We start from the raw sequence: 24,559 nt of genomic DNA on the forward strand, positions 1-24,559 counted from the left end.
TTCGCGCTTCGTACGGAACCCCGCTCGCGGCCGCGACCCCGTCCGTTCACTGCTCCGCGAGGGCCCGCAGCCTGCTCAGGGCCCGGTGCTGGGCGACCCGGACGGCGCCGGGCGACATGCCCAGCAACTGTCCGGTCTCCTCGGCGGTGAGCCCGACGGCGACCCGCAGGACCAGCAGTTCGCGCTGGTTCTCCGGAAGGTTGGCGAGGAGCTTCTTCGCCCACGCGGCATCGCTGCTGAGCAGGGCACGCTCCTCGGGCCCGAGCGAATCGTCCGGCCGCTCGGGCATCTCGTCGGACGGCACGGCCGTCGATCCCGGGTGCCGCATGGCGGCGCGCTGGAGATCGGCGACCTTGTGGCCCGCGATGGCGAACACGAAGGCTTCGAAGGGCCTGCCGGTGTCCTTGTAGCGCGGCAGCGCCATCAGCACCGCGACACAGACCTCCTGCGCCAGGTCCTCCACGAAGTGGCGGGCATCACCCGGCAGCCGGCTCAGCCGGGACCTGCAGTAGCGCAGCGCGAGGGGGTGGACATGGGCCAGCAGATCATGGGTGGCCTGCGCGTCGCCCTCGACGGCTCGGTGCACCAGGGCACCGATCGCCGTCGTCTCGTCGTCGCGCATCGGACCATGGTGCCTCGGAGCCGCGTCATCCGTGCCGCCGCGTCCGTAGTTGTGCACCGAAGCGTTATGAGCGGGTGCGCCGGAAGTCATGTCCTGCGCCCTCCCCTTCCGCTCGACCGAATCGTTCCCGAGGAACTCCACATCTCAAGGATGCGGCATCGGCCGGGAAGCGTCACATACCGTCGGCGCGACGGGCTCCGCCGGTGGGGCGGAGCCCGTACCGCGCATGTCGGTCACATCGCCCCGTCCGCCGCTGCGCGGACGGGGAATCGATCGACCGCCGGCCATGGCCGGCCCTCAGCGGACCAGGCCCCAGCGGAAACCGAGCGCGACGGCGTGCGCCCGGTCCGAGGCTCCGAGTTTCTTGAACAGACGCCTGGCGTGCGTCTTCACCGTGTCCTCGGAGAGGAACAGCTCACGGCCGATCTCGGCGTTCGAACGGCCATGGCTCATTCCTTCGAGCACCTGGATCTCACGCGCGGTGAGCGTCGGCGCCGCACCCATCTCGGCCGACCGCAGCCGACGCGGGGCGAGCCGCCACGTCGGATCGGCCAGTGCCTGGGTGACGGTGGCGCGCAGCTCCGCACGGGAGGCGTCCTTGTGCAGATAGCCGCGGGCGCCGGCGGCGACCGCGAGCGCGACACCGTCCAGGTCCTCGGCGACGGTCAGCATGATGATCCTGGCGCCGGGGTCGGCGGAGAGCAGCCGCCGGACCGTCTCCACACCCCCGAGACCGGGCATGCGTACGTCCATCAGAATCAGATCCGAACGGTCGGCGCCCCAGCGGCGGAGGACTTCCTCGCCGTTGGCCGCCGTCGTCACCCGCTCCACGCCGGGCACGGTCGCGACCGCACGACGAAGCGCTTCTCGGGCAAGCGGGGAGTCGTCGCAGACGAGAACGGATGTCATGACCGTCCTCCGAAGCCGATGCGCGTCACCTTGAGCCTCCAGGCTGTTACAAGTCGTCACCTGTGCGGTTGACACTCTCGGACACCTGCCCGATCGCTTTTTCCGTCAACCGCCTCCGCCCTCTCAACGACGGTCACTCGAAAGAGTTACGGGTCGGGGAACCGGGTTCGGCACTCTACGTGAGGGGGTGCACACGGAGGAGAACGACTCGGATCATCCAATCGTCAACCGAAACTTCACATGAAGGTATGCCCCATTTAGCGGGTTTTCTTCCCTTTTGCTGGTGTCTGTGGATAGATTCGCAATCAGTCATATTTACATCTACTTACACCGTAGATGTACGGTCGTGGGCACGGTCGATGACGGACAACAACGACGTTTCCGACTCAGCATGGTTTCGAGGGGACAAGCAATGGCAGATTTCTCCCGCCTTCCCGGACCCAACGCCGATCTGTGGGACTGGCAACTGCTGGCGGCCTGCCGAGGGGTCGACAGCTCACTGTTCTTCCACCCGGAGGGTGAGCGCGGGGCAGCCCGGAGCGCCCGCGAGAACTCGGCGAAAGAGGTCTGCATGCGATGCCCCGTGCGCGCCGAGTGCGCGGCTCACGCCCTGGCGGTGCGCGAGCCCTACGGGGTGTGGGGCGGACTGACCGAGGACGAGCGCGAGGAGCTCATGGGACGGGCCCGCAGCCGGCTGATCGCGGCCGCGGCGCCCTCGGGCGTGCCGTCCCCGTCCGGGCACGGCTGATCCCGGCATCCCGTACAGCAACAAGAGAAACGTTTCCGCAGTGAGGGCGGTACACACCCGGCCGCGCCAGGGGGCCGGGCCACAGGCAGGCCGTCAGCGGGCGGCCGCCAGGGACAGCCGGTCCAGGGTGGCCGCCACCGCCGGGACCTGGGCCAGGTCCGGCAGGGTCAGCGCGACGATCTCACGCTCGATGGCCGGCTCCACCGTCACGGTGCGTGCCCCTTTGGGGCGTACCGACTCGATCGCCAGCTCCGGCAGCACGGCCACCCCGAGCCCGGCGCCGACCAGGCCGATCACCGCCGGGTAGTCGTCGGTGGCGAAGTCGATCCGGGGAGTGAAGCCCGACGCCTCGCAGACCTCCACGAGCTGGCGGCGGCAGCGCGGACAGCCCGCGATCCAGGACTCCCCGGCCAGCTCGGCGATGTCCACCGCGGCGGAGCGCGACAGCCGGTGTCCCTCGGGGACCAGGCCGATCAGCCGGTCGGTGAGCAGCGGGCGCACCACCAGGTCGTCCCATTCGGTGCCGGAGGTGCCGTAACGGAACGCCAGCGCGATGTCGCAGTCGCCGTCGCGCAGCATCTCGACGGAGCGCGGCGGCTCGGCCTCCACCAGCGAGACCCGGGTGCCGGGGTGGGCCGCGCGCAGTGCGGCGAGGGCGCCGGGGACCAGGGTGGAGCTGCCGCTGGGGAACGAGACGAGCCGGACCCGGCCGGCCCGCAGCCCGGCGATGGCGGCGACCTCCTCCTCGGCGGCGGTCAGACCGGCGAGGATGCCGGAGGCGTGGCGGACCAGGGCCTCACCGGCCTGGGTGAGCCGCATTTCGCGTCCGGTGCGGATCAGCAGCGTGGTGCCCGCCGAGGCCTCCAGGGCCTTCATCTGCTGGCTGACCGCGGGCTGGGTGCAGCCCAGTTCGCGGGCGGCGGCGGAGAACGAGCCGGTGGCGGCCACGGCGCGCAGGACACGGAGATGACGGGCTTCGATCACCCTTCAACCATAAGCGACTCTTGGGTCGCTTGCGCATTATTGCCGCACATCTTTGAGGGTGGAGTGGTTAGCGTTCTCGGTATGACGTCCATGGAACCGACCGGGCCGATGCGGCTGCTCACCGTGAACACGGGGCGCCCGAAGGCCGTCCCCTACACCGACGCCCCCGCCGGCGTGACCGGCATCGACAAGCGGCCTGCCGAGGGTCCGGTACATGTCACCGACCCCGGGCCCAAGGGCGTCGGCGGCAGCGGCCTGGCCGGGGACTCGGTGTGCGACCTGCGCCATCACGGCGGCTCCGACCAGGCGGTGTACGCCTTCGCCCGCGAGGAGCTCGACACGTGGGAAAGGGAGCTCGGCCGGCCGCTGGCCAATGGCACGTTCGGCGAGAACCTGACGACCCATGGGGTCGATGTGAGCGGTGCGAGGATCGGTGAACACTGGCGGATCGGCGCCGATCTGGTGCTGGAGGTGACGTCGGGCCGGATTCCGTGCCGTACGTTCGCCGGTCATGTCGGCGAGGAGCGCTGGGTCAGGAGGTTCACCCGTGCGGCGGCTCCGGGCGCCTATCTGCGGGTGATCGAGCCGGGCGAGATCAAGGCGGGGGACCCGGTCGGGATCGTGTACCGCCCGGACCACGACGTCACCGTGCGGATGGAGTTCCTGGCCACCACCACGCGGCGGGACCTGCTGCCGGGGCTCCTCGCGGCCGGGGACGCGCTGCATCCCGAGGCGCTGCGGGCCGCCCTGAAGTACGCCGGAAAACCGGCGGCGGACGGCTGATCACCGCGTGCCGGACAGGCGCTAACGTGCCGCGTATGACGACTGCACTGATTACGGGCGCGACCGCGGGGATCGGTGCCGCCTTCGCGCGGCGGCTCGCGGCGGACGGGCACAACCTGGTGCTGGTGGCGCGCGACGCCGAGCGGCTGCGCGAGCAGGCGACGGAGCTGCACGACCGGCACGGCATCGAGGCCGAGGTGCTGAGAGCCGATCTGTCCGAGGACGAGGGGATCGCCTCGGTCGAGGACCGGTTGACGGACCGTCGGCACCCGGTGGACCTGCTGATCAACAATGCCGGGTTCGGCAACAAGGGCCACTATCTGGACGTGCCCATGGCCGATGAGCTGAAGATGCTGAAGGTGCACTGCGAGGCGGTGCTGCGGCTGACCTCGGCGGCGGCGTCCGGGATGCGGGAGCGCGGCCGGGGCGGTGTGGTCAACGTGGCCTCGGTGGCCGCGTTCGTGCCGCGCGGGACGTACGGCGCGTCCAAGGCGTGGGTCGTGCAGTTCACCCAGGGCGCGGCGAAGGACATGGCCGGTACGGGTGTCCGGCTGATGGCGCTGTGCCCCGGGTTCGTACGGACGGAGTTCCACCAGCGGGCCGGGATGGGGACCGGCAACATCCCGGGCTGGATGTGGCTCGACGCGGACAAGCTGGTGGCGACGGCCCTGGCGGACCTGGCGCGCGGCAAGTCGGTCTCGGTCCCGGATCCCCGGTACAAGGCGCTGATGGGGGTCGTGAAGGTGACGCCGCGCGGCCTGCTCGGAGGGATGACCTCCAAGACAGGCCGCAAGTACGGTCCTCAGTGAGCGGTCGGTTACCGCACCCCGCGGCCCGCGTAGGCACCGATGTTGGGGGCGCCGGGCCTGAGCCGGTTCCCGAAGTAGTCCTTGCCGCCGTTGTTGTCGATGACGGCTCCGGCGGCGAGGGCGGGCGAGCCGGCGCCGAGCCGGAAGTCGGCCCGGAGCTTCGGGTCCGCCGTGATGCCGCCGGGGTTCGGGCGGGTCATGTCGATGCCGTAGAAGGCGTTGTGGTCGAAGGAGAGCCCGGGGGTCGGGTTCTTGAAGGCGTAGCCGCCGGTGCCCTCGCTCACGAAGACGTTGTTGCGGATGGCCAGTTCGTGCTGGGTGGTGGCGGGGCTGCCGGCGTCGTCCTGGACGAGGTGGCCGGGGATCTGCTCCTTGTTGTGGAAGGTGTTGTTGTAGATCTCGGTGCCCAGGATCGGGCCCCAGCAGTTCTGGACGAGGCGGGCGCCGTCGTCGCGGCTGACGTTGTACCGGGCGACCGTGCCGATGGTCTTGGCGCCGCTGTACGGGCAGATCAGCAGGAAGCCGCCCTTGTTGTCGTGGCTGTAGTTGTACTGGAAGACGGTGTTCTGGGAGGCGCCGTCGGCGTCGAAGGACATTCCGTCGTGGGTGTTGCCGCCGCCGGAGACCTCGTTGTACTCGACGGTCGTGTCGTCGGTGTTGAAGGTCCAGATGCCCGCGTTGGCGGAGGGCGAGCGGAGCTGGAAGCCGTCGACCCGGTTGTGGTCGACCCGGGCGCCGCTGGTGGTGTCGAGCTTCATCCCGTCACCGGCCAGGGACTTCAGCGTGTTGTGGTGGATGCGGACGCCGGTGCTGGGCGTCCACTCCCCCGGGTAGACGTTCGGGTCCTGCTGCTGGCCGACCAGATCGCGCTTGGAGAAGGTCGACTTGAAGTAGATGCCCTCGCGGTCGACTTCCTCGATGCGGTTGTTGCCGATGTCCAGGCCGTCGTACCAGCTGGCCTTCGCCCTGCCCTCGACCGCGATGTGGATCGCGCTGGAGCCGGACACCGTCTTGTAGTCGCCGCCGCGCACGTCGTGGATGTAGAGGCCGGAGATGTCGAAGCCGCGGGCGACGCCGTAGTCGGTCAGGCGGAGGCGGACGCCGTTGCGCTCGCTGCCGGGGTTGTCGGCGTTGGTGATCTCCAGGGCCTTGAGGTGCACGTACTGCGTGTTGGAGAGCAGGACCACGTCGTGGGCGCCCGCGCCGTCGAGCCGGGCGCGGGCCGGGCCGCTGCCGTAGTCGGCGATGGTGAACGGGGCGCGGGCGGAGCCGGTGCCCGTGGGGGCGAGGGTGCCGGTGCAGGTGGCGCCGCGCTTGAACAGGAGCCGGTCGCCGGGGCCGTAGGCGTGCGCGTTGGCCTCGGCGAGCGAGGTCCAGGGGTGCCGCTTGCTGCCGGTGGCGCCGGCCGGGTCCGCGGCGCAGTCGACGTGGAAGCTGCGGCCGGCCGGTGCGGCCTGCGCGGCGGTCTGGCCCGCGACGGTCAGGCCGGCTGCGGCGGTCAGGGCCGCGAGCGCCGCAGCGGTGACGCGATGTCTCACAATTCCTCCGTACGAACAGTCAGGATCGGGCGAACAGTCGGGGTCGGGACGGGGACGAGTCCGCATCGCCGGGAATCCTGGACTTGGATTGATCGAACGTCAATGGATTGCGTTTGAATGATCGAAACTCCCATCGTTCGATCACGTTGGTCTAGGGTCGGAAGACGGGCCCCGGCGCCGGCCGGACCGGGGGCCGGGCCACACACTGCGAGGGGACTGCTGCCGTGCGCGAAAGTGCTGCTGAACGTCATGACCGCCTGCTCGGGCTGGTACGGGAACGGGGTTCGGCCCGGGTCTCGGACCTGGCCTCGCTGCTGGGGGTCTCGCCCGTCACGGCGCGCCGGGACGTGGAGGAGCTGGCCGGCCGCGGCCTGCTCGACCGGGTCCACGGTTCGGTGTCCTGGCCGCAGGACGCCACCCCGGGCGCCGCCGCCGGTCCCGGGGCCGGCGGCGGACTGGTCCTCGGCATGCTCGCGCCCTCGTCGACCTACTACTTCGCCGAGGTCATCCGCGGTGCCCACGAGGCCGCCGCGAAGGCCGGGGCCAGGCTGATACTGCGGATCTCCGACTACCGGCCGCAGGAGGACCACGCCCGCACCGAGGGCCTGCTCTCCGCGGGCGCCGAGGGGCTGCTGGTCGCACCCGGCTGGCAGGACCCGGGCGACCCCGCGGCGTTCGGCGACTGGATCACCTCGCTGCCCGTGCCGACCGTCCTGCTGGAGCGCAGGCCCACCGCGGGCTCCCCGCTGGACGGCCTGGACCGGGTCTGCTCGGACCACGCGCACGGCGTGCTGCTGGCGGTGCGCCACCTGGTGGACCTCGGACACGGGGCGCCGCTGCTGATGGCCCGCGCGGACTCCCCGACCGCCGTCGCGGTGCGGTCCGGGTACCGGGAGGCGCTGTCCGTGCTCGGGCTGCGCGCACCGCAGGACGTGATCGATTCCGTACCGGCCGAACTCGCCCCGGACGCCTTCGAGGAGGCCGTGCGGGCGCTGCGCGAGGCGGTCCTTTCGGGGGTGGCGACGGCGGCGCTGATCCACAACGACGTGGACGCGATCCAGGTGGTGCAGCGCCTGGCCGAACTGGGCGTGCGGGTGCCGCAGGACCTGGCCCTGATCGCCTACGACGACGAGGTGGCGGCCCTCGCGGACACCCCGCTCACGGCGGTGGCGCCGCCCAAGCGCGAGGTGGGCCGGCACGCCACGGAGCTGCTGGTGGAACGGCTGGGGCAGAGCGGGGGCGCTCCCCGGCGCCATCTGACGTTGCTGCCGCAGCTGAGGGTCAGGGAATCGTGCGGGGCGCGCCTCCCGTAGACATTCCCGCGCCTCCCGTAGGCGTTTCCGCGCCCCCGTGGGCGTTTCCGCGCCCCTTGTAGGCGTTTCCGCGCCTCCCACGTGCGTTTGCGCAGCTTCCGTGCCCGATTCCGCAGGGTATCCCACGTACGTCCGTAGATAACTTATCTGATCTTTTTTCGATCAATCGATCTTTCGCTCTTGACTTCGGTCACGACTGGTCCAAGGATCACGGCCAACGCCAATGTCGCCGCCAGTTCAGGAGCCTCGCTGTGAGCCGCAGTCCGAGCAGAACGTCCCTCGCCGTAGTCGGCACCGCCACCGCCCTCGCCCTCCTCACGGCCTGTGGCGGCAGCGACGACGACTCCGCGGCCACCGGAACCGACGGCAAGCCCGTCAGCATCACCTTCTGGGGCTGGGCCAAGGGGTCCAAGGAGGTCGTTGACGCGTTCAACGCCTCGCACAAGAACATCAAGGTGGTGTACGAGGAGATCCCGTCCGGCAACGCGGGCGGCTACGCCAAGATCTCCAACGCGGTCAAGGCCGGCAACGCGCCCGACCTGGTCTCCATCGAGTACCCGCAGCTTCCGGAGTACGTCAGTCAGGGCGCGCTCCAGGACATCGGCGAGTACTTCACCGAGGACGTCCGCAAGAAGCTGCTGCCGCAGGCGGTCGAGCTGACGACGCTCGGCGGCAAGAACTGGGCCGTTCCGTTCGACGCCTCGCCGCAGTCCTTCTACTACCGCAAGGACCTGTTCGAGAAGTACGGCGTCGAGGTCCCCAAGACCTGGGACGAGTTCCGCAAGGCCGCCGAGAAGGTCAAGAAGGCCGACAAGAAGGCCCGGATCGGCACCTTTTTCCCCGACGACCCGACCACGTTCCAGGCGATGGCCTGGCAGGCCGGCGCCCAGTGGTACAAGCCCGAGGGCGACACCTGGAAGGTCAGCACCGCCGACGCGGCCACCAACAAGGTCGCCGACTACTGGCAGGGTCTGCTCGACGACGACCTGATCCGCGCCAACGCCTCGTTCAGCCCCGAGTGGACCAACTCCCTCAAGAACGGCGGCACGGTCGGCTACCTCGGCGCCGCCTGGGGCGCGGGTGTCCTCAAGGGCACGCTGCCCGAGCAGAGCGGCAAGTGGGCCGTCGCCCCGATGCCCAGCTGGGACGGCAAGCCCGCCAGCGGCATGCTCGGCGGCTCCACCTTCGCGGTGACCAAGACCAGCAAGAAGGCGAAGGCCGCGGTCGAGTTCGCCACCTGGATGTCGACCACCGAGGACGGCATCAAGGCCCGCATCGAGTCCGGCACTTCGAGCGCCTTCCCGGCCGCGTCGGCACTGCGCCCGGTCGCCAAGAAGTCCTTCGACGCCGGCTTCTACGGCGGCGAGGACATCTACCAGGTCTTCGAGGGCGCCGCGACGTCGATCGGCCCGAACTGGAACTGGGGCCCGACCACCGGCACCACGAACACCACCATGAAGGACCAGTTCGGCAAGGTCGCCAGCGGTGGCACCACCATCAAGGACGCCGTGAAGGCCGGGCACGACGCCACGGTCGCCGAGCTGAAGAAGCGCGGGCTGAAGGTCGAGGACGCAGGCTGATGAAGCGCGCCCGGACGACCAGAGCCGCCGCCATCCTGCTGGGGCCCTTCTTCGTACTGTTCACCGTGGCCATGCTGCTGCCGATCGGTTACGCGGTCTGGCTCAGCCTGTTCACCGAGAAGCAGTCCGGCCTGGGCTTCGGCGGCACCGAGACCGTCTTCAGCGGACTCGACAACTACACGGCGGCCCTGGGCGACCGGGCGTTCCGCGAGGGCTTCGGCGTACTCCTCGGATACTGCCTGTTCTACATTCCGCTGCTGCTCGTCGGAGCCCTCGCCCTCGCCCTGCTGCTGGACTCCACGCTGGCCCGCGCCCGCCGGTTCTTCCAGCTCGCGCTCTTCCTGCCGCACGCCGTGCCCGGCATCATCGCCGCGCTGATCTGGGTGTACCTCTACACACCACAGCTCAGCCCGGTGGTCAGCGCCATGGAGTCCGGCGGGATCGGCTTCGACTTCTTCTCCCCCGAAGGCGCCCTTCCCTCCATCGTCAACATCGCCCTGTGGGAGTGGCTCGGCTACAACATGGTGATCTTCTATGCCGCGTTGCAGGCGATCGACCGCTCGGTGCTCGAAGCGGCGACGGTCGACGGGGCCGGTGCCTGGCGCGTCGCGCTCAGCATCAAGGTTCCGCTGATCCGGGCCTCCGTCGTGATGGTCGCGCTGTTCACGGTCATCGGCTCGCTCCAGCTGTTCACCGAGCCGCTGATCCTCAACAAGGGGACCGGTTCCGCCGTCACCTCCACCTGGACGCCGAACATGTACGCGTACACCGCGGCCTTCGAGCGCAACGACTACGGTCTCGCCGCGGCCGCCTCCATCCTGCTGGCGCTCACGGCCGCGCTGCTGTCCTTCGTCGTCACCCGCTTCACCGGCCGGAAGGGCAAGAAAGCATGAACTCCCCCTCCTCCCGCAGCCGCTGGATGTCGAAGACCGCCGTCAACGGCTTTCTCGTGCTCGCCGTCGTCTACATGCTCTTCCCCCTCGTCTGGCTGGTCACCGCCGCCACGAAGGACACCGGCGGCCTGCTCGCGGGCAACGCCTTCTCCTTCGAGGGCTTCAACCTCGGCGAGAACCTGTCGAACCTGGCCTCCTACGGCGACGGCATCTACTTCCGCTGGTACCTCAACAGCCTCATGTACGCGGGCGGCGGGGCGATCGTCTGCTCGCTGATCTGCGTCGCCGCGGGATACGCCTTCGACAAGTACGAATTCCGGGGCAAGGAGAAGCTGTTCGGCCTCGTGCTGATGGGCGTGCTGGTGCCCACCACGGCGCTCGCCCTGCCGATGTATCTCCTGGCCTCCAAGACCGGCCTGGTCAACACCTACTGGTCCGTGCTGATCCCGGTGCTGGTCAACCCGTTCGGCGTGTATCTCGCCCGGGTGTTCAGCACCGGCTACATACCCAACGAGGCCCTGGAGGCCGCCCGTATCGACGGGGCCGGCGAGCTGCGCGTCTTCTGGTCCATCGGACTGCGCATGGTCATGCCGGGCTTCGTGACGGTCTTCCTCTTCCAGTTCACCGCGATCTGGAACAACTTCTTCCTCCCCCTCGTGATGCTCTCGGACCGCAAGCTCTTCCCGCTGAGCCTCGGTCTGTACTCCTGGAACACCAACACCCACGGCGAACCGAGCTTCTACCCGCTCGTCGTCACCGGGTCGCTCCTCGCCGTCATCCCCCTGATCGTCGCCTTCGTCTCGCTGCAGCGGCACTGGAAGGCCGGACTGACCGCCGGCAGCGTCAAGTGACCTCACCGCGAGCCCTGAGGAGTACGAGTTCCACCATGCCCCACGCCACTGACAACCGGCCGACGGCCCTGCTCGCGATGGGGCCCGGCATCGCCGACCGCCTCCTCGCCGACCGCCACCGCACCCGGCTGGCCGCCCTCACCCGTACCGACCCGGCCTTCGTCGCCCACGACCTGGCCGACCCGACGCCCGAGGTGGCCGCCGCGCTCGCCGAGGCCGAGGTGCTGTTCACCTGCTGGGGCGCGACACCGCTCACCGCCGGGGTGCTGGCCGCCGCACCCCGGCTGCGGGCCGTGGTGCACGCCGCGGGTTCCGTGAAGCACCACATCACCGACGCCTGCTGGGAACGCGGCATCACCGTCACATCGACGGCCGGGGCCAACGCCCTGCCGGTCGCCGAATTCACCCTCGCCGCGATCCTGTTCGCCGGCAAGCGGATCCTGCGCTCCGCGGAGCGCTACCGCGAGCTGCGCGCCGACCACGACTGGCTCGCGGAGCTCGACGGGGCCGGCAACTACCGCCGTACCGTCGGCATCGTCGGCGCCTCCCGGATCGGCCGGCGCGTGATCGAGCTGCTGCGCCCCTTCGACCTGGACGTGCTGCTGTACGACCCGTACGTGGACGGCCCGGAGGCGGCCCGGCTCGGCGTACGGCTCACCTCCCTCGACGAGCTGTGCGCGAGCAGCTCCGTCGTCTCGGTGCACGCGCCCCAGCTGCCGGAGACCCACCATCTGATCGGCGCGGCGCAGCTGGCCGCGATGGCGCCCGGGACGACGCTGATCAACACGGCGCGCGGTTCGCTGATCGACGAGGACGCGCTGCTGCCCGAGCTGACGGCCGGGCGCCTCCAGGCGGTCCTGGACGTGACGGACCCCGAACTGCCGCCCGCCGACTCGCCGTTGTACACCCTGCCGAACGTGCTGCTCACCCCGCACGTCGCGGGTTCGCTGGGCGACGAGCTGCACCGGATGGCGGACCAGGCACTGGACGAGCTGGAGCGGTTCGCGGCCGGTCTGCCCTTCGCGGACCCGGTGCACTCCGGGAGCCTGAGCCACTCGGCCTGAACCGCGCTCCGGAACACCGGAAGGCCCCCTGTCCCGCCGCTCGGCGGTGGGACAGGGGGCCTTCTTCGGCTGTCGGCCTTCCGAGAGCTCACGAGCCCTCAGCGGCTACGCGTCAGTGCGAGTGACCGTGACCGCCGTGGCCGGCCTCGGCCTCTTCCTCGGCCGGCTTCTCGACGACCAGGGTCTCGGTCGTGAGCAGCAGCGACGCGATGGACGCGGCGTTCTCCAGCGCGGAGCGGGTGACCTTGACCGGGTCGATGACGCCGGCCTTCACCAGGTCGCCGTACTCGCCGGTCGCGGCGTTGAAGCCCTGGCCCTTGTCGAGCTCGGAGACCTTCGAGGTGATGACGTAGCCCTCAAGGCCGGCGTTCTCGGCGATCCAGCGCAGCGGCTCGACGGCGGCGCGGCGCACGACCGCGACACCGGTGGCCTCGTCGCCGGTCTTGTCGAGGTTGCCCTCCAGGACCTTGACGGCGTGGACCAGAGCGGAGCCACCACCGGAGACGATGCCCTCCTCGACCGCGGCGCGGGTCGCGGAGATGGCGTCCTCCAGACGGTGCTTCTTCTCCTTGAGCTCCACCTCGGTGGCGGCACCGACGCGGATCACGCACACGCCGCCGGCCAGCTTCGCGAGGCGCTCCTGGAGCTTCTCGCGGTCCCAGTCGGAGTCGGTGGCGTCGATCTCGGCCTTGATCTGGTTGACCCGGCCCTTGACGTCGCCGGGCTCGCCGCCGCCGTCCACGATCGTGGTGTCGTCCTTGGAGACGGTGACGCGGCGGGCGGTGCCCAGCACGTCCAGACCGGCCTGGTCGAGCTTGAGGCCGACCTCCTCGGCGATGACGGTCGCACCGGTGAGGGTGGCGATGTCGCCGAGCATGGCCTTGCGGCGGTCACCGAAGCCCGGGGCCTTCACCGCGACGGCGTTGAAGGTGCCACGGATCTTGTTGACGACGAGGGTCGACAGCGCCTCGCCCTCGACGTCCTCGGCGATGATCAGCAGCGGCTTGGAGCCACCGGCCTGGATGACCTTCTCCAGCAGCGGGAGCAGCTCCTGGATCGAGCCGATCTTGCCCTGGTGGATCAGGATGTACGGGTCGTCGAGGACGGCCTCCATACGCTCCTGGTCGGTCACCATGTACGGGGACAGGTAGCCCTTGTCGAAGGCCATGCCCTCGGTGAAGTCGAGGTCCAGACCGAAGGTGTTGGACTCCTCGACGGTGATGACACCGTCCTTGCCGACCTTGTCCATCGCGTCCGCGATGAGCTCGCCGACCTGCGGGTCCTGCGCGGAGAGCGCGGCCACGGCGGCGATGTCGGTCTTGTCGTCGATCGGCCGGGCGGTCGCGAGGAGCTCCTCGGACACGGCCTTGACCGCGGCGTCGATGCCCTTCTTCAGGGCGGCCGGGGAAGCACCGGCGGCGACGTTGCGCAGACCCTCGCGGACGAGCGCCTGGGCCAGCACGGTCGCGGTGGTCGTACCGTCACCCGCGACGTCGTTGGTCTTGGTCGCCACCTCCTTCACCAGCTGGGCACCGAGGTTCTCGTACGGGTCGTCGAGCTCGACCTCGCGCGCGATGGTGACACCGTCGTTGGTGATGGTGGGAGCGCCGAACTTCTTGTCGATGACGACGTTGCGGCCCTTGGGGCCGATCGTCACCTTGACCGTGTCGGCAAGCTTGTTGACGCCGCGCTCAAGGGCGCGACGGGCGTCCTCGTCGAACTTCAGGATCTTCGCCATGGGAGCTGAGCTTTCCTCTCGAACGAACTGCGCCCCCGACCGCCCGGCTGGTTATTCGCAGGGGGCCAGGGGCGCAGAACAGAAGCAAACGTGGGTGAATTACTTCTCGATGATCGCGAGCACGTCGCGAGCCGAGAGGACGAGGTACTCCTCGCCGTTGTACTTCACCTCGGTGCCGCCGTACTTGCTGTACAGCACGACGTCGCCGGTCTTGACGTCGAGCGGAAGGCGCTCGCCGTTCTCGAAGCGGCCCGGGCCCACGGCCAGGACGACGCCCTCCTGGGGCTTCTCCTTGGCGGTGTCCGGAATGACCAGGCCGGAGGCCGTGGTCTGCTCGGCGTCGAGCGGCTGGACCACAATGCGGTCCTCGAGCGGCTTGATCGCAACCTTGGTGCTGGCGGTCGACACGATCCGGTCTCCCCCTTCGGAGATCTCACGGGGTAACAGTCTTGGGTGGCGACCAGGTCGATCCGTCGTCGCGGGTGCCGGACCTGCCAGTCGCGCAGTACTGCTGGCACTCTCCAGTGGTGAGTGCCAGCACCGAGACTATGACCGGGATTAGCACTCGGTCAAGCGGAGTGCCAATTCGGACGATCGTGGCGTCACCGCCGGGGCACGGTCCGGACAGCAGTCCGGACAACACGGAGGCAACGTACGGACGGGCCGGGCCGTTCCGCACCGCCGCGCGGGCGGGCCCGCCGCCGGCGTCCGCGACGGATGGTTCACCTTCTGCGCGGCCTTGCGGCCCAGCCGTTCGATCGGATCCACCGACTGCGCGCAGCCGGTGGTGGTGAGGAGCGCACCGGCCGCCAGCAGTCCGGCCAGCAGCCGGTGCGCCCTTCTCATACGTAGTCCTCCAGCCGGGCCACGGCGTATCCCCGGTCCGTGACGGTCTTCATGACCGCCCGGACCAGGTCGGTCATGCTGCCGTCCCATTCACCGCGGCCCCGGAAGTGAGTGAGGATGATGTCGCCCGGGTGCAGGTCCTCGTCCTCCTCGCGCCACTCCATGTGGTCCGGGAACGCCTCGGCGTTCCAGAGGGGCACGGCCTTGATCCCGCAGGACTGGGCGATGCGGAGGGTGTCGCCGTTGTAGTTGCCGTACGGCGGGCGGAAGAGGGTGGGCCGCTTGCCGAACCGCTTCTCGATGATCTCCTGCTCGCCGCAGATCTCCCGCTCCTGCTCGGCGTACGAAAGTCCGGGCAGATAGGGGTGGTTGAGCGTGTGATTGTTGAGGCCGACGCCCAGCCGCTGCGCCTCGCCGAAGTACCCGTAGTTGTCGCTCACCTCGTAGTCGCTGAGGAACGCGCTGTACGGGATGTCCAGCTCGTCCATCATCTGCAACAGCTCGGGGTCCTTCTCGGAGCCGTCGTCCATCGTCAGGAAGACGACCCGGTCCTTGGTCGGGACGGTGGTGAAGACCGGCGGCAGCGAGTCGTCGCCGCCCTCCACCTCGAAGCCCTCGCGGGTGGTGACGCGCGGCTTCACGGCGGGCGGTCGCGGTGCGATCAGCGGCGTCTTGTCCAGCCCCCACTTCTTGGCGAGCGTCGCCCGTACGGCCGGGCCGAGCTGCGCGTTCTCACGGGCCCCGCCGGGCGCCCGGTCCCGGCCGGCGCGCTGTCCGGGGCCGCCCGGGTGCCCGGCGGCGGGGTTCGTGCCGGGGGTCTCGGCGGGGTTCAGCTCCGGGTTCGGGCCCGGGTTCCCGGCCGGGGGCCGGTCCCGGTGCTCGATGTCGCCCGGCTGCCCGCCGGACCCGGAGTCGCAGCCCGAGCCGACCGCGGCGACCAGGAGTGCGGCCAGGACGGCGAGGGCGGGCCGGTGCGCACCGGCCCGCCCTCGCCCGGATCGAGGCGTGGCCGATCCGATCCTCTTCATGGTGTTTTTTACGTTTTGTCGTACAAGCTGCATGGCGCCGCATACTGCCAGCAGGGAATCGGCCTCCCGGTCCGACACCGCCGCCCGGCCCGGCGGTCTACCCGGCTGGCTCACAATGGGGCGGGTGAACGCTCTCGCCCCGAACGACCCGTCCGCCGCCGACGACCGGTCCGACGCCCCCGACCCCATCGCGTCCTTCCTCGCCCTGCGCACCCCCGAGGGCGCCGCGCTGCTGGACGAGCTGCGGTCGTACGACCCCTCCCAGGAGCTCGCCACCGCCACCCGGCTGCGCCGCTCCCACCCGGCCCCGCTGGTCTCGGCGGCGCTGGGACAGGCGCGGCTGCGGCAGCGGGCGGTGGCGAAGTTCGGCGCCGCGGACGCGTACCGGATGTTCTTCACGCCGAACGGCGTCGAGCAGGCGACCCGCACATCGGTGGCCACCCATCGCGCGCGGCGGTTCGCGGCGGGCGGGGTGCGCAGCCTCGCCGACCTGTGCTGCGGGATCGGGGGCGACGCGATCGCGCTCGCGCGGGCGGGCGTGTCCGTCCTCGCCGTCGACCGCGACCCGCTGACCGCCGAGGTGGCCCGCGCCAACGCCGTCGCGCTGGGCCTGGACGGCCTGATCGAGGTGCGGTGCGCCGATGTCGCCGGCATCGACACCTCGCCGTACGACGCGGTCTTCGTCGACCCGGCCCGGCGCGGCGGCCGGGGCCGGATCTTCGACCCCGAGGCGTACTCACCGCCGCTCTCCTGGGCGACCGGTGCCGCGCTCGCGGCCCCCCGCGCGGCCCTGAAGATCGCCCCGGGGATCCCGCACGAGGCGATCCCGGCGCAGGCGGAGGCCGAGTGGATCTCGGACGGCGGCGACGTGAAGGAGGCGGTGCTCTGGTTCGGCGAGGGCTTCGCGGCCGGTTCGTTCCGCGCCACCGTGCTCCCGGCCGGGGCCGGCCTGTGGTCCGCGGCCCCGCTGCCCGCCCCGCCGGTCGGCCCGGTCGGCCGCTATCTGTACGAGCCGGACGGCGCCGTCATCCGCGCCCATCTGGTCGCCGACCTCGTGGCACGGTGCGACGGCCGGCTGATCGACGAGACGATCGCGTACATCACCGGCGACGAGCCGTACGAGTCCCCGTACACCTCCGGGTACGAGATCACCGACCATCTGCCCTTCAACATGAAGAAGCTGAAGGCGCTGCTGCGGGAGCGGAAGGTGGGCGTGCTGACCGTCAAGAAGCGCGGCTCGGCGGTCGAACCGGAGGAGCTGCGCCGCAGGATGAAGCTCCAGGGACCCAACTCCGCGACGGTCTTCCTGACCCGGGTGGCCGGCGCACCGACGATGCTGATCGGCCACCCGCTCACCGGCCCGGCCCGGCCGGCCTGACCGGCGGGTGTCAGGCGCGGTCGGTCAGATCCGGGGCGTACACCTGCGAAAGCGGCTCAGGACCCACGTACTGCTGGCAGTTGCACTGCCCGGACTCGAAGCGGACCGGCTTCTTGGTCTCGTCCCAGGCCGTCGGCACCTCGACCCGCTCATGGCACTTGCCCTGCTTGTCGTGCTTGGCGAGGTGGTGCGTGCAGCCGCAGACGGGCTCCGGCGGCTGGCTGGCCGATTCGAGGGCCAGCCGCTCCTGCCGGGCCGCCTCGATCAGTTCCAGCTTGCGGGTGTGCCGATTGCGCAGCGCCGTCCGGGCGTTGTCGACGGCCCATCCGAAGCCGCCCGTCCAGAAGATGATGAGCACCCACCAGTACCACTCCATGTCGGCCTCCCCCTGTTTCCCCTGTGCGACTCACCGGTCCCGCCAGAATAGGTCCGCGATCAGCGGTGGGCACCGCCCCCGACGGAGATCAGCGGCTCCGGAGCGGGCACACCGGCCAGTACCCGCAGCACCCAGCGCCGGTGCGCGAACGCCTTGACGAGGCCGATGAGTCCGACGATCCAGGCGACCAGCCCGAGGCCCATGACCAGGGCGACCAGGCTGTAGCTGTCCCGCTCCGCGGTGGCGGCCGCCGGGACGACGAAGCAGGTGACCAGCCCGACCGCGCACAGCACGGAGGACATCACCAGCCAAGCGGTGCCGGCGCCCGGCATCCGCAGCGCCGCGTCGCGTGCCGGATCGCGGTCCAACCCGCCCCAGGCGTCGAGCAGTCGGCGGATCCTGCGGTCGCGGCGCAGGCCGACGGCGACGAGGACGACCGCCGGCACCATGCAGCCGACGCCCATGGCGGCGATGATCACGCCGATCCCGGCGCTGATGACGTCGTACGACTCCTCGAAGGTCATGAGCGCGGTGCCCACCAGGAGCCAGCCGAGCGCGCAGATCGAGCCCCACAGCCACAGCATCGCCAGCCGTCCCGGCGCGACATGGGCCCTCACCAGTTCCCCGAGCACCGCGGCCCGGTCGGCGAGCATGGCCTCCCGGTCGGGCCAGGAACGTACTTCCACGGGCGGTGGTGGCGGCGGCAGTTGTGCTCGGCGAGACATGTGCATGACCCTACCGACCGCGCGCGGGTACCGGTTCAGGCGTTGCGCAGTGCCTCGATGCCCCGCGACGCCGCCCCCCGATTGCCGGTCGGTCCAAGGGGAACCGCGGGCCGCCGTTGAGCGCGACGTACTCCTGGCCGGCCGGCCGGAACCGAACGGTCATCACCTATCCCGTCCTCGGCCCGGGTGTCGAACCAGAGGAAGGTGGTGATCTTCTGCATGGTCCGCTCCTGTCGGGTGGTGCGGGAGGCCGTGGAGGGTGGACCCGTGCGGTGGCCGGAACTCATCGGCCGTCGCGGGCCGGATGCTCCGCGCGGTCCAGGAGCATCGCCCGTTCCCGTTCGTTGCGGGTCAGCCCGGCCGCCCGCAGGAACTCCGCCCGTGCCTCGTCCGTACGCCCCGTCCTGGCCAGCAGGTCCCCGCGCACGCTGGGCAGCAGGTGGTAGTCCTTGAGCACCGGGTCGTCGGTCAGGGCGTCGACCAGCGCGAGGCCGGCGGCCGGGCCGCGCGCCATCGAGACGGCCACGGCCCGGTTCAGCTCGACCACCGGGGAGGGCGCGACCGCGGCGAGGCGGTCGTAGAGGGCGGCGATGGTGGCCCAGTCGGTGTCCTGGTACGTCACGGCGCGCGCGTGACAGGCGGCGATCGCGGCCTGCACGGTGTACGGGCCGAACCCGGCCCCCTCCCCGGTCACCGCCACGGCCCGCTCCAGGGCCGCGACCCCGCGCCGGATCAGCAGGCGGTCCCAGCGGGCCCGGTTCTGGTCGGCGAGCAGCACCGGCGCGCCGTCCGGCCCGGTCCTGGCGACGGTGCGCGAGGCCTGGAGCTCCAGCAGCGCCGCCAGGCCGTGGACCTCGGGCTCCCGCTCCATCAGCCCGGCCAGCACCCGGGCCAGCCGCAGCGCGTCCTCGCAGAGCGCCGGGCGCAGCCAGTCGTCGCCCGCGGTGGCCGCGTAGCCCTCGTTGAAGATCAGGTAGATGACTTCGAGGACGGAGCCGAGGCGGGCGGCGCGCTCCGGCCCGTACGGCACCTCGAAGGGGATGCCCTCGCGGCCCAGGGTCCGTTTCGCCCGGACGATGCGCTGGGCGACGGTCGGCTCGGGGGCCAGGAACGCGCGGGCGATCTCCTCCGTGGTGAGGCCGCCGAGCAGCCGCAGGGTGAGGGCGATCCGGGCCTCGGTGGAGAGCACCGGATGGCAGGCGGTGAAGATCAGCCGAAGGAGATCGTCGTCGATGGCATCGGCCTCGGCGGGCTCGGGCGGCGGCACGTCCTCCAAGGACCGGCCCACCTCGGCGAGTTTGCGGGCGTAGGTCTCCCTGCGGCGCACGAGATCGATCGCGCGGTGTCCGGCGGTGGCCATGAGCCAGGCGCCCGGCCGGTCCGGGACACCTGACTCCGGCCACTGTTCCAGTGCGGCCACCAGGGCGTCCTGCGCGAGTTCCTCGGCGATGCCGACGTCCCGCACGATGCGGGCGACACCTGCGATGATCCGCGCCGACTCGATCCTGAAGACCGCCTCGACCGCCGCTGCCGGGCTTGCTGCCGTCATGATCACTCATCACAGCAGCCGTGCCGGGGCGGGGCAAGCGGGCCGGTCAGGGGCCCGTGGTGGCCTCGTCGATCCGGCGGACCTCGGAGGTCACGGTCCAGCTCTCCGGGTGGATCCGCAGGAAGCGCCGGGTCCATTCCAGGGCCTCCTCCATGTCCTTGGCCTGGAGGATGGCGTAGCCGCCGACGACCTCCTTGGTCTCGGTGAAGGGCCCGTCGGTCTGGCTGAGCCTCCCGCCGGACCAGGTGACCCTGGACCCCTGGGAGGTCGGGGTGAGCCCGGCCGTCTCCAGCATGACGCCGGCCTTGGTGATCTCCTCGAACAGGGCACCCACACGGGCCTCGAACCCGGGGTCCGGCTCGTCGAAGGGGCTCTGCTCGTCGATGCGGATCAGTGACATGAAGCGCGGCATGGTGACTCCTCGGTCGGGAGGGCGGGGGTTCTCCCCGCCTCTCACCCTTGCGTCGAACGGGTCCGGGCCGGATCGACAGGTCCCTGGAAATTCTTCTGAGAATTTTCCGGACCGGCCACCGGACGGGCCACCGGACCGGCCACCGGACCGGCATCCGGACGGGCGTCCCGGTCGGCGTTCGCAGCCGCCTCGGGGGTGGCCTCCGCAGCAGCCGTCCCGGGACCGGGAGCGGCCTCCTCGGCAGCCGCCCCGGCGCCCCGCGCCGAGGTCTTCGGGAGCAGCAGCAGGGCCGCGAGCGCCGCGACCACGAGCAGTCCGGCGCAGACCCAGAACGCCGCCGCGTACCCGGCGGCCAGGCCGGCCGGGCGGTGTCCGTCGCCGGTGACCCGGGCGGCGACGGTGACCAGCATCGCCAGCCCCAGCGAACCGCCCACCTGGCGGGCGCTGTTCAGCAGCCCGGAGGCCATGCCCGTCTCGTCGGGCGCCACATCGGTCGTGGCCGCCGTGCCGAGCGGTACGAAGCACATCCCGACGCCGACGCTGCACACCAGTGACGGGCCGAGGATCGAGTACAGGAAGCTGCCGTCGGCCTGGGCGGTCGCGGCGAATCCGGCGAGGCCGAGCGCGGCCAGGACGCCGCCGAGCGCCAGCAGCCGTCCGGCGCCGAACGTCGCGACCGTACGGGTGGCGATGACCGAGCCGGCCACCACGCCCGCCGTGAACGGCAGGAAGGAGACACCGGCGGCGGTCGGCCCGTAGTCGAGCACCTGCTGCATGTAGAGCGAGACGAAGTAGAACGCGGCGAACTGCCCGGAGCTGAGCAGCAGGCAGAAGAGATTCGCGGCCAGGACCGGCCGCTGCTTCAGCAGCCCGGGGCGGAGCAGCGGAGTACTGGTGCGCAGTTCGACGGCGACGAAGGCGATCAGCAGCAGCACGGCCGCGCCGAGTGTGCCGAGCGTCCGGGGAGATCCCCAGGCGTCGGTCGAGGTGCGGACCAGCCCGAGGACCAGCAGCGTCGTACCGGCGGTGGCCAGCAGCGCTCCCGCCACGTCGAGCCGGGCACCGGTCCGGCCCCGGTCGCCCGGCAGTCCGGCGCGCACGGCGCCCACCAGCGCGAAGCCCACGATCGGCACGTTCACCAGCATCACCGCGCGCCAGCCCGCCGCGTCGGTGAGCATCCCGCCCGCGAGCGCGCCGACCGCGCCGCCCGCCGCGCCCGCCATGCCCCACAGCCCAAGGGCCCGGGAGCGGGCCGGCCCGGCCGGGAAGGCCAGGGCGATCAGCGCGAAGGCGACCGGGGCGAGCGCCGCCGCGCCGACCCCCTGCACCGCCCGCGCGGCGATCAGCATGCCGGGCGAACCGGCGAACCCGCCGCCCAGGCTCGCCACGCCGAAGAGCACCAGGCCCACCATCAGGACCCGGCGGCTGCCGAGCAGATCGGCCAGCCGCCCGCCGAGCATCAGCAGCCCGCCGAAGGCCAGCGCGTAGGCGTTCACCACCCAGAGCAGCCCCTGGGGCGTGAAGCCCAGATCGCTGCGCATGTCCGGCAGCGCGACGTTCACCACCGACATGTCCAACGCCACCATGAACTGCACGGCGAGAGCCACCACCAGCAGCCAACGCGTGTCCCGTGACTGTTCGTCCACGACTTTCCCTTCCTCCACGGCCATCCGGTCGAGAATTATTGTACGCATATAGAAATTAGTCGCAGGCGGGCCGGGAGGGGCGGGGGCGGCGGCCCCGGAAGGCACACGGACGGCGGCACGGGAGACAATGCCCAGGTGTCAGGTACAGAGAAGAAACAGGCACCGACTGCGAGCCGGGCTCCTGCGAAGCGATCCGTGGGGCGGCCGCGCAGGCTCGACCCGGACGCCATGGTCGCCATCGCGCGCCGCATCATCGAGGAAGAGGGCGTGGACGCCCTGAGCATGCGGCGGGTGGCGAAGGAGCTCGGCTCCACGCCGATGGCGCTCTACCACTACGTGCAGGACAAGGACGAGCTGCTGATGCTCACCCTGTCGGGCACCGCGGCCGCCTTCCCCCGCCCCGAGCTGCCGGACGACCCGCGCGAGCGGCTGCTGGCCGTGGCCGTGCACATGCACGGCCTCCTGGAACGGGTCCCGTGGGTGCTGGACATCCTGGCGCTGGGCGAACTGACCGACAAGAACGCGCTGTGGATGGTCGAGGAGATCATCGACTCGGCGCTCGCCTGCGGCCTCTCCCCCGCCCAGGCGGTACGCGCGTACCGGACGATCTGGAGTTACGTCTACGGCGACCTGATATTCCGCCGGGCCGCCGATCGCCGCGCGCAGACCCCGCCGAGCAGGCGCTTCTTCCCCGAGATGGTGACCGATCAGGACGCGGCGGCGCTGCCCCGGCTCGTCGCGATCAAGGACGACTGGCGCGCGTACGCCGCCGACTACGACGTGGCGGACGAACTCGACGCGATCATCCGCGGCCTGCTGGGCCGGGGGGCCGCCGGCCGATGAACCCGGTCGGCCCTCCGCCGGCCGATGAACCGCTCAGCCCCCGGCAGGTCCGGCTTCCCCCAGCGACTCGAAGCGCCAGCGGTGCACCGGGCGGGTGATCAGCCCGGCGTCCGGTTCGGGGAGTTCGGGCAGCTCGTCGCCGTAGGCGCCCTCCCACCAGGTGATGACCAGGACCCGGTCCTGCGGGGCGCGCAGCAGCTCGCGGCGGAGCGGCTCGCGGGCCAGCTCCGCCGAACGGGCCCGTGCCCACTCCAGGAGTTCGGCGCCCCGGCCGTCGGTGGCGCGGGCCTCCCACATCAGTGCGACGGTCGTACCGCTCATGAGTAGAGGTTGTCCTTGCTGATCTCGTGCACGTGGTCGTGATCGTGGGTGTGCGGGTGGGCGCCCGGTACGTGGGGGTCGGTGACCGGCAGCGAGGAGTCCGCGGACAGCTCCAGGTCCGAGGCCGGCCGGTTGCGGGCGACCATCTCCGCGCCCAGCGCCGCGACCATCGCGCCATTGTCGGTGCACAGCCCGGGGCGCGGCACCCGCAGCCGGATGCCGGCCCGCTCGCACCGCTCCTCGGCCAGCGCCCGCAGCCGCGAGTTGGCCGCGACCCCGCCGCCGATCATCAGGTGGTCGACGCCCTCGTCCTTGCAGGCCCGGACGGCCTTGCGGGTGAGCACGTCGACCACGGCCTCCTGGAAGGACGCCGCCACGTCGCGTACCGGCACCTCCTCGCCCGCCGCGCGCCTGGCCTCGATCCAGCGGGCCACCGAGGTCTTCAGACCGGAGAAGGAGAAGTCGTAGGCGGGGTCGCGCGAACCGGTGAGCCCGCGCGGGAACGCGATCGCGGCCGGGTCGCCCTCCTTCGCCAGCCGGTCGATGACCGGGCCGCCGGGGAAGCCCAGGTTCAGCACCCGGGCGATCTTGTCGAAGGCCTCGCCCGCCGCGTCGTCGATGGTCGCGCCGAGCGGCCGTACGTCATTGGTGATGTCCGGCGCGAGCAGCAGCGAGGAGTGGCCGCCGCTGACCAGCAGCGCCATCGTCGGCTCGGGCAGCGGGCCGTGCTCCAGCTGGTCCACGCAGATGTGCGAGGCGAGGTGGTTCACCCCGTAGAGCGGCTTGTTCAGCGCGTACGCGTACGCCTTCGCCGCCGAAACGCCGACCAGCAGCGCGCCCGCGAGGCCGGGGCCCGCGGTGACGGAGATGCCGTCGAGGTCGCGGGCGCTGATCCCCGCCTCCTTCAGGGCGCGCTCGATGGTGGGGACCATCGCCTCCAGATGGGCGCGGGAGGCGATCTCCGGGACGACGCCGCCGAAGCGGGCGTGGGTGTCGACGCTGGAGGCGACGGCGTCGGCGAGCAGGGTCGTGCCCCGGACGATGCCGACGCCGGTCTCGTCGCAGGAGGTCTCGATGCCGAGTACGAGCGGTTCGTCAGCCATCAGTCAGTCTCTGTTCCCTGTACGTGCTCTTGCACGTGTTCCTGTACGTGTTCCTGTACGTGGAGGCGCATGACGAGTGCGTCGATGTTGCCCGGCTGGTAGTAGCCGCGTCGGAAGCCGATCGGTTCGAAGCCGAAGCGTTCGTACAGCTTCTGGGCCCGGGTGTTGTCGACGCGGACTTCGAGGAGCACCTCCGCGCACTCGAAGGCCGTGGCGTGCTTCAGCAGATCGGTCAGGAGCTCGGAGCCGAGGCCGCCGCCCCAGTGGTCGCGGGTGACCCCGATCGTCTGTACGTCGCCGAGGTCGCCGGCCGCGGCGAGCCCCGCGTAACCGACGATCCGGCCGGTGGCGGGGTCCTCGGCGACGACATAGCGGCGGGTGGCCCGCGGGCCGCGGGAGTGCGCCAGCTCGGACCAGAACATGCCGGCCGACCAGGCGTCGTCCGGGAACAGCTCGTGTTCGAGCTCCAGCACCGGATCGATGTCCCACCAGCGCATCTC

The 24,559-nt window shown here is 71.0% G+C and carries 25 protein-coding genes and 2 pseudogenes; 10 read left to right on the top strand and 17 right to left on the bottom strand.

Annotated elements, in window-relative coordinates:
• Positions 1-46: 46 nt before the first annotated feature.
• Positions 47-622: a sigma-70 family RNA polymerase sigma factor gene (locus ABZ622_RS01365; protein WP_259932496.1), complete on the bottom strand. Its 576-nt coding sequence runs from the start codon at positions 620-622 to the stop codon at positions 47-49.
• A gap of 297 nt (positions 623-919) precedes the next feature.
• On the bottom strand, positions 920-1,531 hold the full coding sequence (locus tag ABZ622_RS01370; RefSeq protein ID WP_003948568.1) for a response regulator transcription factor: 612 nt from the start codon (positions 1,529-1,531) through the stop codon (positions 920-922).
• A 412-nt stretch (positions 1,532-1,943) separates the two neighbouring features.
• Between ABZ622_RS01370 and ABZ622_RS01375 the strand changes: the two genes are divergently transcribed.
• Entirely contained in the window at positions 1,944-2,279 is a 336-nt protein-coding gene (locus ABZ622_RS01375) for a WhiB family transcriptional regulator (protein WP_124716892.1), read from the top strand.
• A 93-nt stretch (positions 2,280-2,372) separates the two neighbouring features.
• Here ABZ622_RS01375 and ABZ622_RS01380 read toward each other — a convergent pair whose 3' ends face one another.
• Entirely contained in the window at positions 2,373-3,263 is an 891-nt protein-coding gene (locus ABZ622_RS01380) for a LysR family transcriptional regulator (protein WP_360539232.1), read from the bottom strand.
• A gap of 108 nt (positions 3,264-3,371) precedes the next feature.
• Here ABZ622_RS01380 and ABZ622_RS01385 point away from each other — a divergent pair, with 108 nt between their 5' ends.
• Positions 3,372-4,046, top strand: a complete 675-nt coding sequence (locus ABZ622_RS01385) for an MOSC domain-containing protein (RefSeq protein WP_360540218.1) — start codon at positions 3,372-3,374, stop codon at positions 4,044-4,046.
• 35 nt (positions 4,047-4,081) lie between these two features.
• Complete coding sequence (locus tag ABZ622_RS01390; RefSeq protein WP_360539234.1) at positions 4,082-4,855, top strand: SDR family oxidoreductase; 774 nt, start codon at positions 4,082-4,084, stop codon at positions 4,853-4,855.
• An 8-nt stretch (positions 4,856-4,863) separates the two neighbouring features.
• On the opposite strand, the gene ABZ622_RS01395 is transcribed toward ABZ622_RS01390, so the two are convergent.
• Positions 4,864-6,393 carry a right-handed parallel beta-helix repeat-containing protein gene (locus ABZ622_RS01395; RefSeq protein ID WP_360539236.1) on the bottom strand — a complete coding sequence of 510 codons (1,530 nt, stop codon included), beginning with the start codon at positions 6,391-6,393 and terminating at the stop codon, positions 4,864-4,866.
• A gap of 224 nt (positions 6,394-6,617) precedes the next feature.
• On the opposite strand from ABZ622_RS01395, the gene ABZ622_RS01400 reads away from it, so the two are divergent.
• From ABZ622_RS01400 to ABZ622_RS01420, 5 genes are all read left to right on the top strand, one after another.
• Positions 6,618-7,706 carry a substrate-binding domain-containing protein gene (locus ABZ622_RS01400; RefSeq protein WP_360539238.1) on the top strand — a complete coding sequence of 363 codons (1,089 nt, stop codon included), beginning with the start codon at positions 6,618-6,620 and terminating at the stop codon, positions 7,704-7,706.
• Positions 7,707-7,957: 251 nt separating this feature from the next.
• Entirely contained in the window at positions 7,958-9,286 is a 1,329-nt protein-coding gene (locus tag ABZ622_RS01405; RefSeq protein WP_360539240.1) for a sugar ABC transporter substrate-binding protein, read from the top strand.
• Positions 9,286-10,179 (top strand): sugar ABC transporter permease, encoded by an 894-nt coding sequence (locus tag ABZ622_RS01410; RefSeq protein WP_259932504.1) that lies wholly within the window; start codon positions 9,286-9,288, stop codon positions 10,177-10,179. Before ABZ622_RS01405 ends, ABZ622_RS01410 begins: the two co-directional genes overlap by 1 nt.
• On the top strand, positions 10,176-11,030 hold the full coding sequence (locus ABZ622_RS01415; protein WP_360539243.1) for a carbohydrate ABC transporter permease: 855 nt from the start codon (positions 10,176-10,178) through the stop codon (positions 11,028-11,030). The genes ABZ622_RS01410 and ABZ622_RS01415 overlap by 4 nt, the downstream gene beginning before the upstream one ends.
• Before the next feature lie 35 nt (positions 11,031-11,065).
• Positions 11,066-12,094, top strand: coding sequence for a hydroxyacid dehydrogenase (locus ABZ622_RS01420; protein WP_360539245.1), 1,029 nt, complete (start codon positions 11,066-11,068; stop codon positions 12,092-12,094).
• A gap of 112 nt (positions 12,095-12,206) precedes the next feature.
• Here ABZ622_RS01420 and groL read toward each other — a convergent pair whose 3' ends face one another.
• From groL to ABZ622_RS01440, 4 genes and pseudogenes are all read right to left on the bottom strand, one after another.
• Positions 12,207-13,832: a chaperonin GroEL gene (groL, locus tag ABZ622_RS01425; protein WP_124716901.1), complete on the bottom strand. Its 1,626-nt coding sequence runs from the start codon at positions 13,830-13,832 to the stop codon at positions 12,207-12,209.
• 99 nt (positions 13,833-13,931) lie between these two features.
• Complete coding sequence (gene groES / locus ABZ622_RS01430; protein WP_093540722.1) at positions 13,932-14,240, bottom strand: co-chaperone GroES; 309 nt, start codon at positions 14,238-14,240, stop codon at positions 13,932-13,934.
• 312 nt (positions 14,241-14,552) lie between these two features.
• Positions 14,553-14,678: pseudogene (locus tag ABZ622_RS01435) on the bottom strand (polysaccharide deacetylase family protein); the annotation flags it as partial.
• On the bottom strand, positions 14,675-15,706 hold the full coding sequence (locus ABZ622_RS01440; protein ID WP_360539247.1) for a polysaccharide deacetylase family protein: 1,032 nt from the start codon (positions 15,704-15,706) through the stop codon (positions 14,675-14,677). The gene ABZ622_RS01440 and the pseudogene ABZ622_RS01435, both read right to left, overlap by 4 nt.
• A gap of 115 nt (positions 15,707-15,821) precedes the next feature.
• On the opposite strand from ABZ622_RS01440, the gene ABZ622_RS01445 reads away from it, so the two are divergent.
• Positions 15,822-17,084 (top strand): SAM-dependent methyltransferase, encoded by a 1,263-nt coding sequence (locus tag ABZ622_RS01445; protein ID WP_360540221.1) that lies wholly within the window; start codon positions 15,822-15,824, stop codon positions 17,082-17,084.
• A 10-nt stretch (positions 17,085-17,094) separates the two neighbouring features.
• Here ABZ622_RS01445 and ABZ622_RS01450 read toward each other — a convergent pair whose 3' ends face one another.
• The 6 genes and pseudogenes from ABZ622_RS01450 to ABZ622_RS01475 form a co-directional block, all read right to left on the bottom strand.
• The gene (locus tag ABZ622_RS01450; RefSeq protein ID WP_360539249.1) at positions 17,095-17,460 is read right to left on the bottom strand and encodes a hypothetical protein; all 366 of its coding nucleotides are present in this window, start codon (positions 17,458-17,460) and stop codon (positions 17,095-17,097) included.
• A 59-nt stretch (positions 17,461-17,519) separates the two neighbouring features.
• On the bottom strand, positions 17,520-18,185 hold the full coding sequence (locus tag ABZ622_RS01455; RefSeq protein ID WP_360539251.1) for a hypothetical protein: 666 nt from the start codon (positions 18,183-18,185) through the stop codon (positions 17,520-17,522).
• A 100-nt stretch (positions 18,186-18,285) separates the two neighbouring features.
• A pseudogene (locus ABZ622_RS01460) lies at positions 18,286-18,406 on the bottom strand (VOC family protein); the annotation flags it as partial.
• A 62-nt stretch (positions 18,407-18,468) separates the two neighbouring features.
• On the bottom strand, positions 18,469-19,734 hold the full coding sequence (locus ABZ622_RS01465; RefSeq protein ID WP_360539253.1) for an RNA polymerase sigma factor: 1,266 nt from the start codon (positions 19,732-19,734) through the stop codon (positions 18,469-18,471).
• A gap of 46 nt (positions 19,735-19,780) precedes the next feature.
• Positions 19,781-20,146 (bottom strand): YciI family protein, encoded by a 366-nt coding sequence (locus tag ABZ622_RS01470; RefSeq protein ID WP_360539255.1) that lies wholly within the window; start codon positions 20,144-20,146, stop codon positions 19,781-19,783.
• Positions 20,147-20,187: 41 nt separating this feature from the next.
• Positions 20,188-21,816, bottom strand: coding sequence for an MFS transporter (locus ABZ622_RS01475; protein WP_360540223.1), 1,629 nt, complete (start codon positions 21,814-21,816; stop codon positions 20,188-20,190).
• A 111-nt stretch (positions 21,817-21,927) separates the two neighbouring features.
• Here ABZ622_RS01475 and ABZ622_RS01480 point away from each other — a divergent pair, with 111 nt between their 5' ends.
• A complete protein-coding gene (locus ABZ622_RS01480) occupies positions 21,928-22,635 on the top strand; it encodes a TetR/AcrR family transcriptional regulator (protein ID WP_360539257.1) in 708 nt (235 codons plus the stop codon).
• Positions 22,636-22,668: 33 nt separating this feature from the next.
• Here ABZ622_RS01480 and ABZ622_RS01485 read toward each other — a convergent pair whose 3' ends face one another.
• From ABZ622_RS01485 to rimI, 3 genes are read right to left on the bottom strand one after another with little or no spacing between them, the layout of a single operon-like run.
• Entirely contained in the window at positions 22,669-22,956 is a 288-nt protein-coding gene (locus ABZ622_RS01485; protein WP_360539259.1) for a hypothetical protein, read from the bottom strand.
• Positions 22,953-24,059, bottom strand: coding sequence for a tRNA (adenosine(37)-N6)-threonylcarbamoyltransferase complex transferase subunit TsaD (gene tsaD / locus ABZ622_RS01490; RefSeq protein WP_360539261.1), 1,107 nt, complete (start codon positions 24,057-24,059; stop codon positions 22,953-22,955). Before tsaD ends, ABZ622_RS01485 begins: the two co-directional genes overlap by 4 nt.
• Positions 24,059-24,556 carry a ribosomal protein S18-alanine N-acetyltransferase gene (rimI, locus tag ABZ622_RS01495; protein WP_360540225.1) on the bottom strand — a complete coding sequence of 166 codons (498 nt, stop codon included), beginning with the start codon at positions 24,554-24,556 and terminating at the stop codon, positions 24,059-24,061. Before rimI ends, tsaD begins: the two co-directional genes overlap by 1 nt.
• Between the last annotated feature and the right edge of the window lie 3 nt (positions 24,557-24,559).

The organism is Streptomyces sp. NPDC007164 (assembly GCF_040634135.1).
GTDB classification, from domain to species: Bacteria; Actinomycetota; Actinomycetes; order Streptomycetales; family Streptomycetaceae; genus Streptomyces; species Streptomyces sanglieri.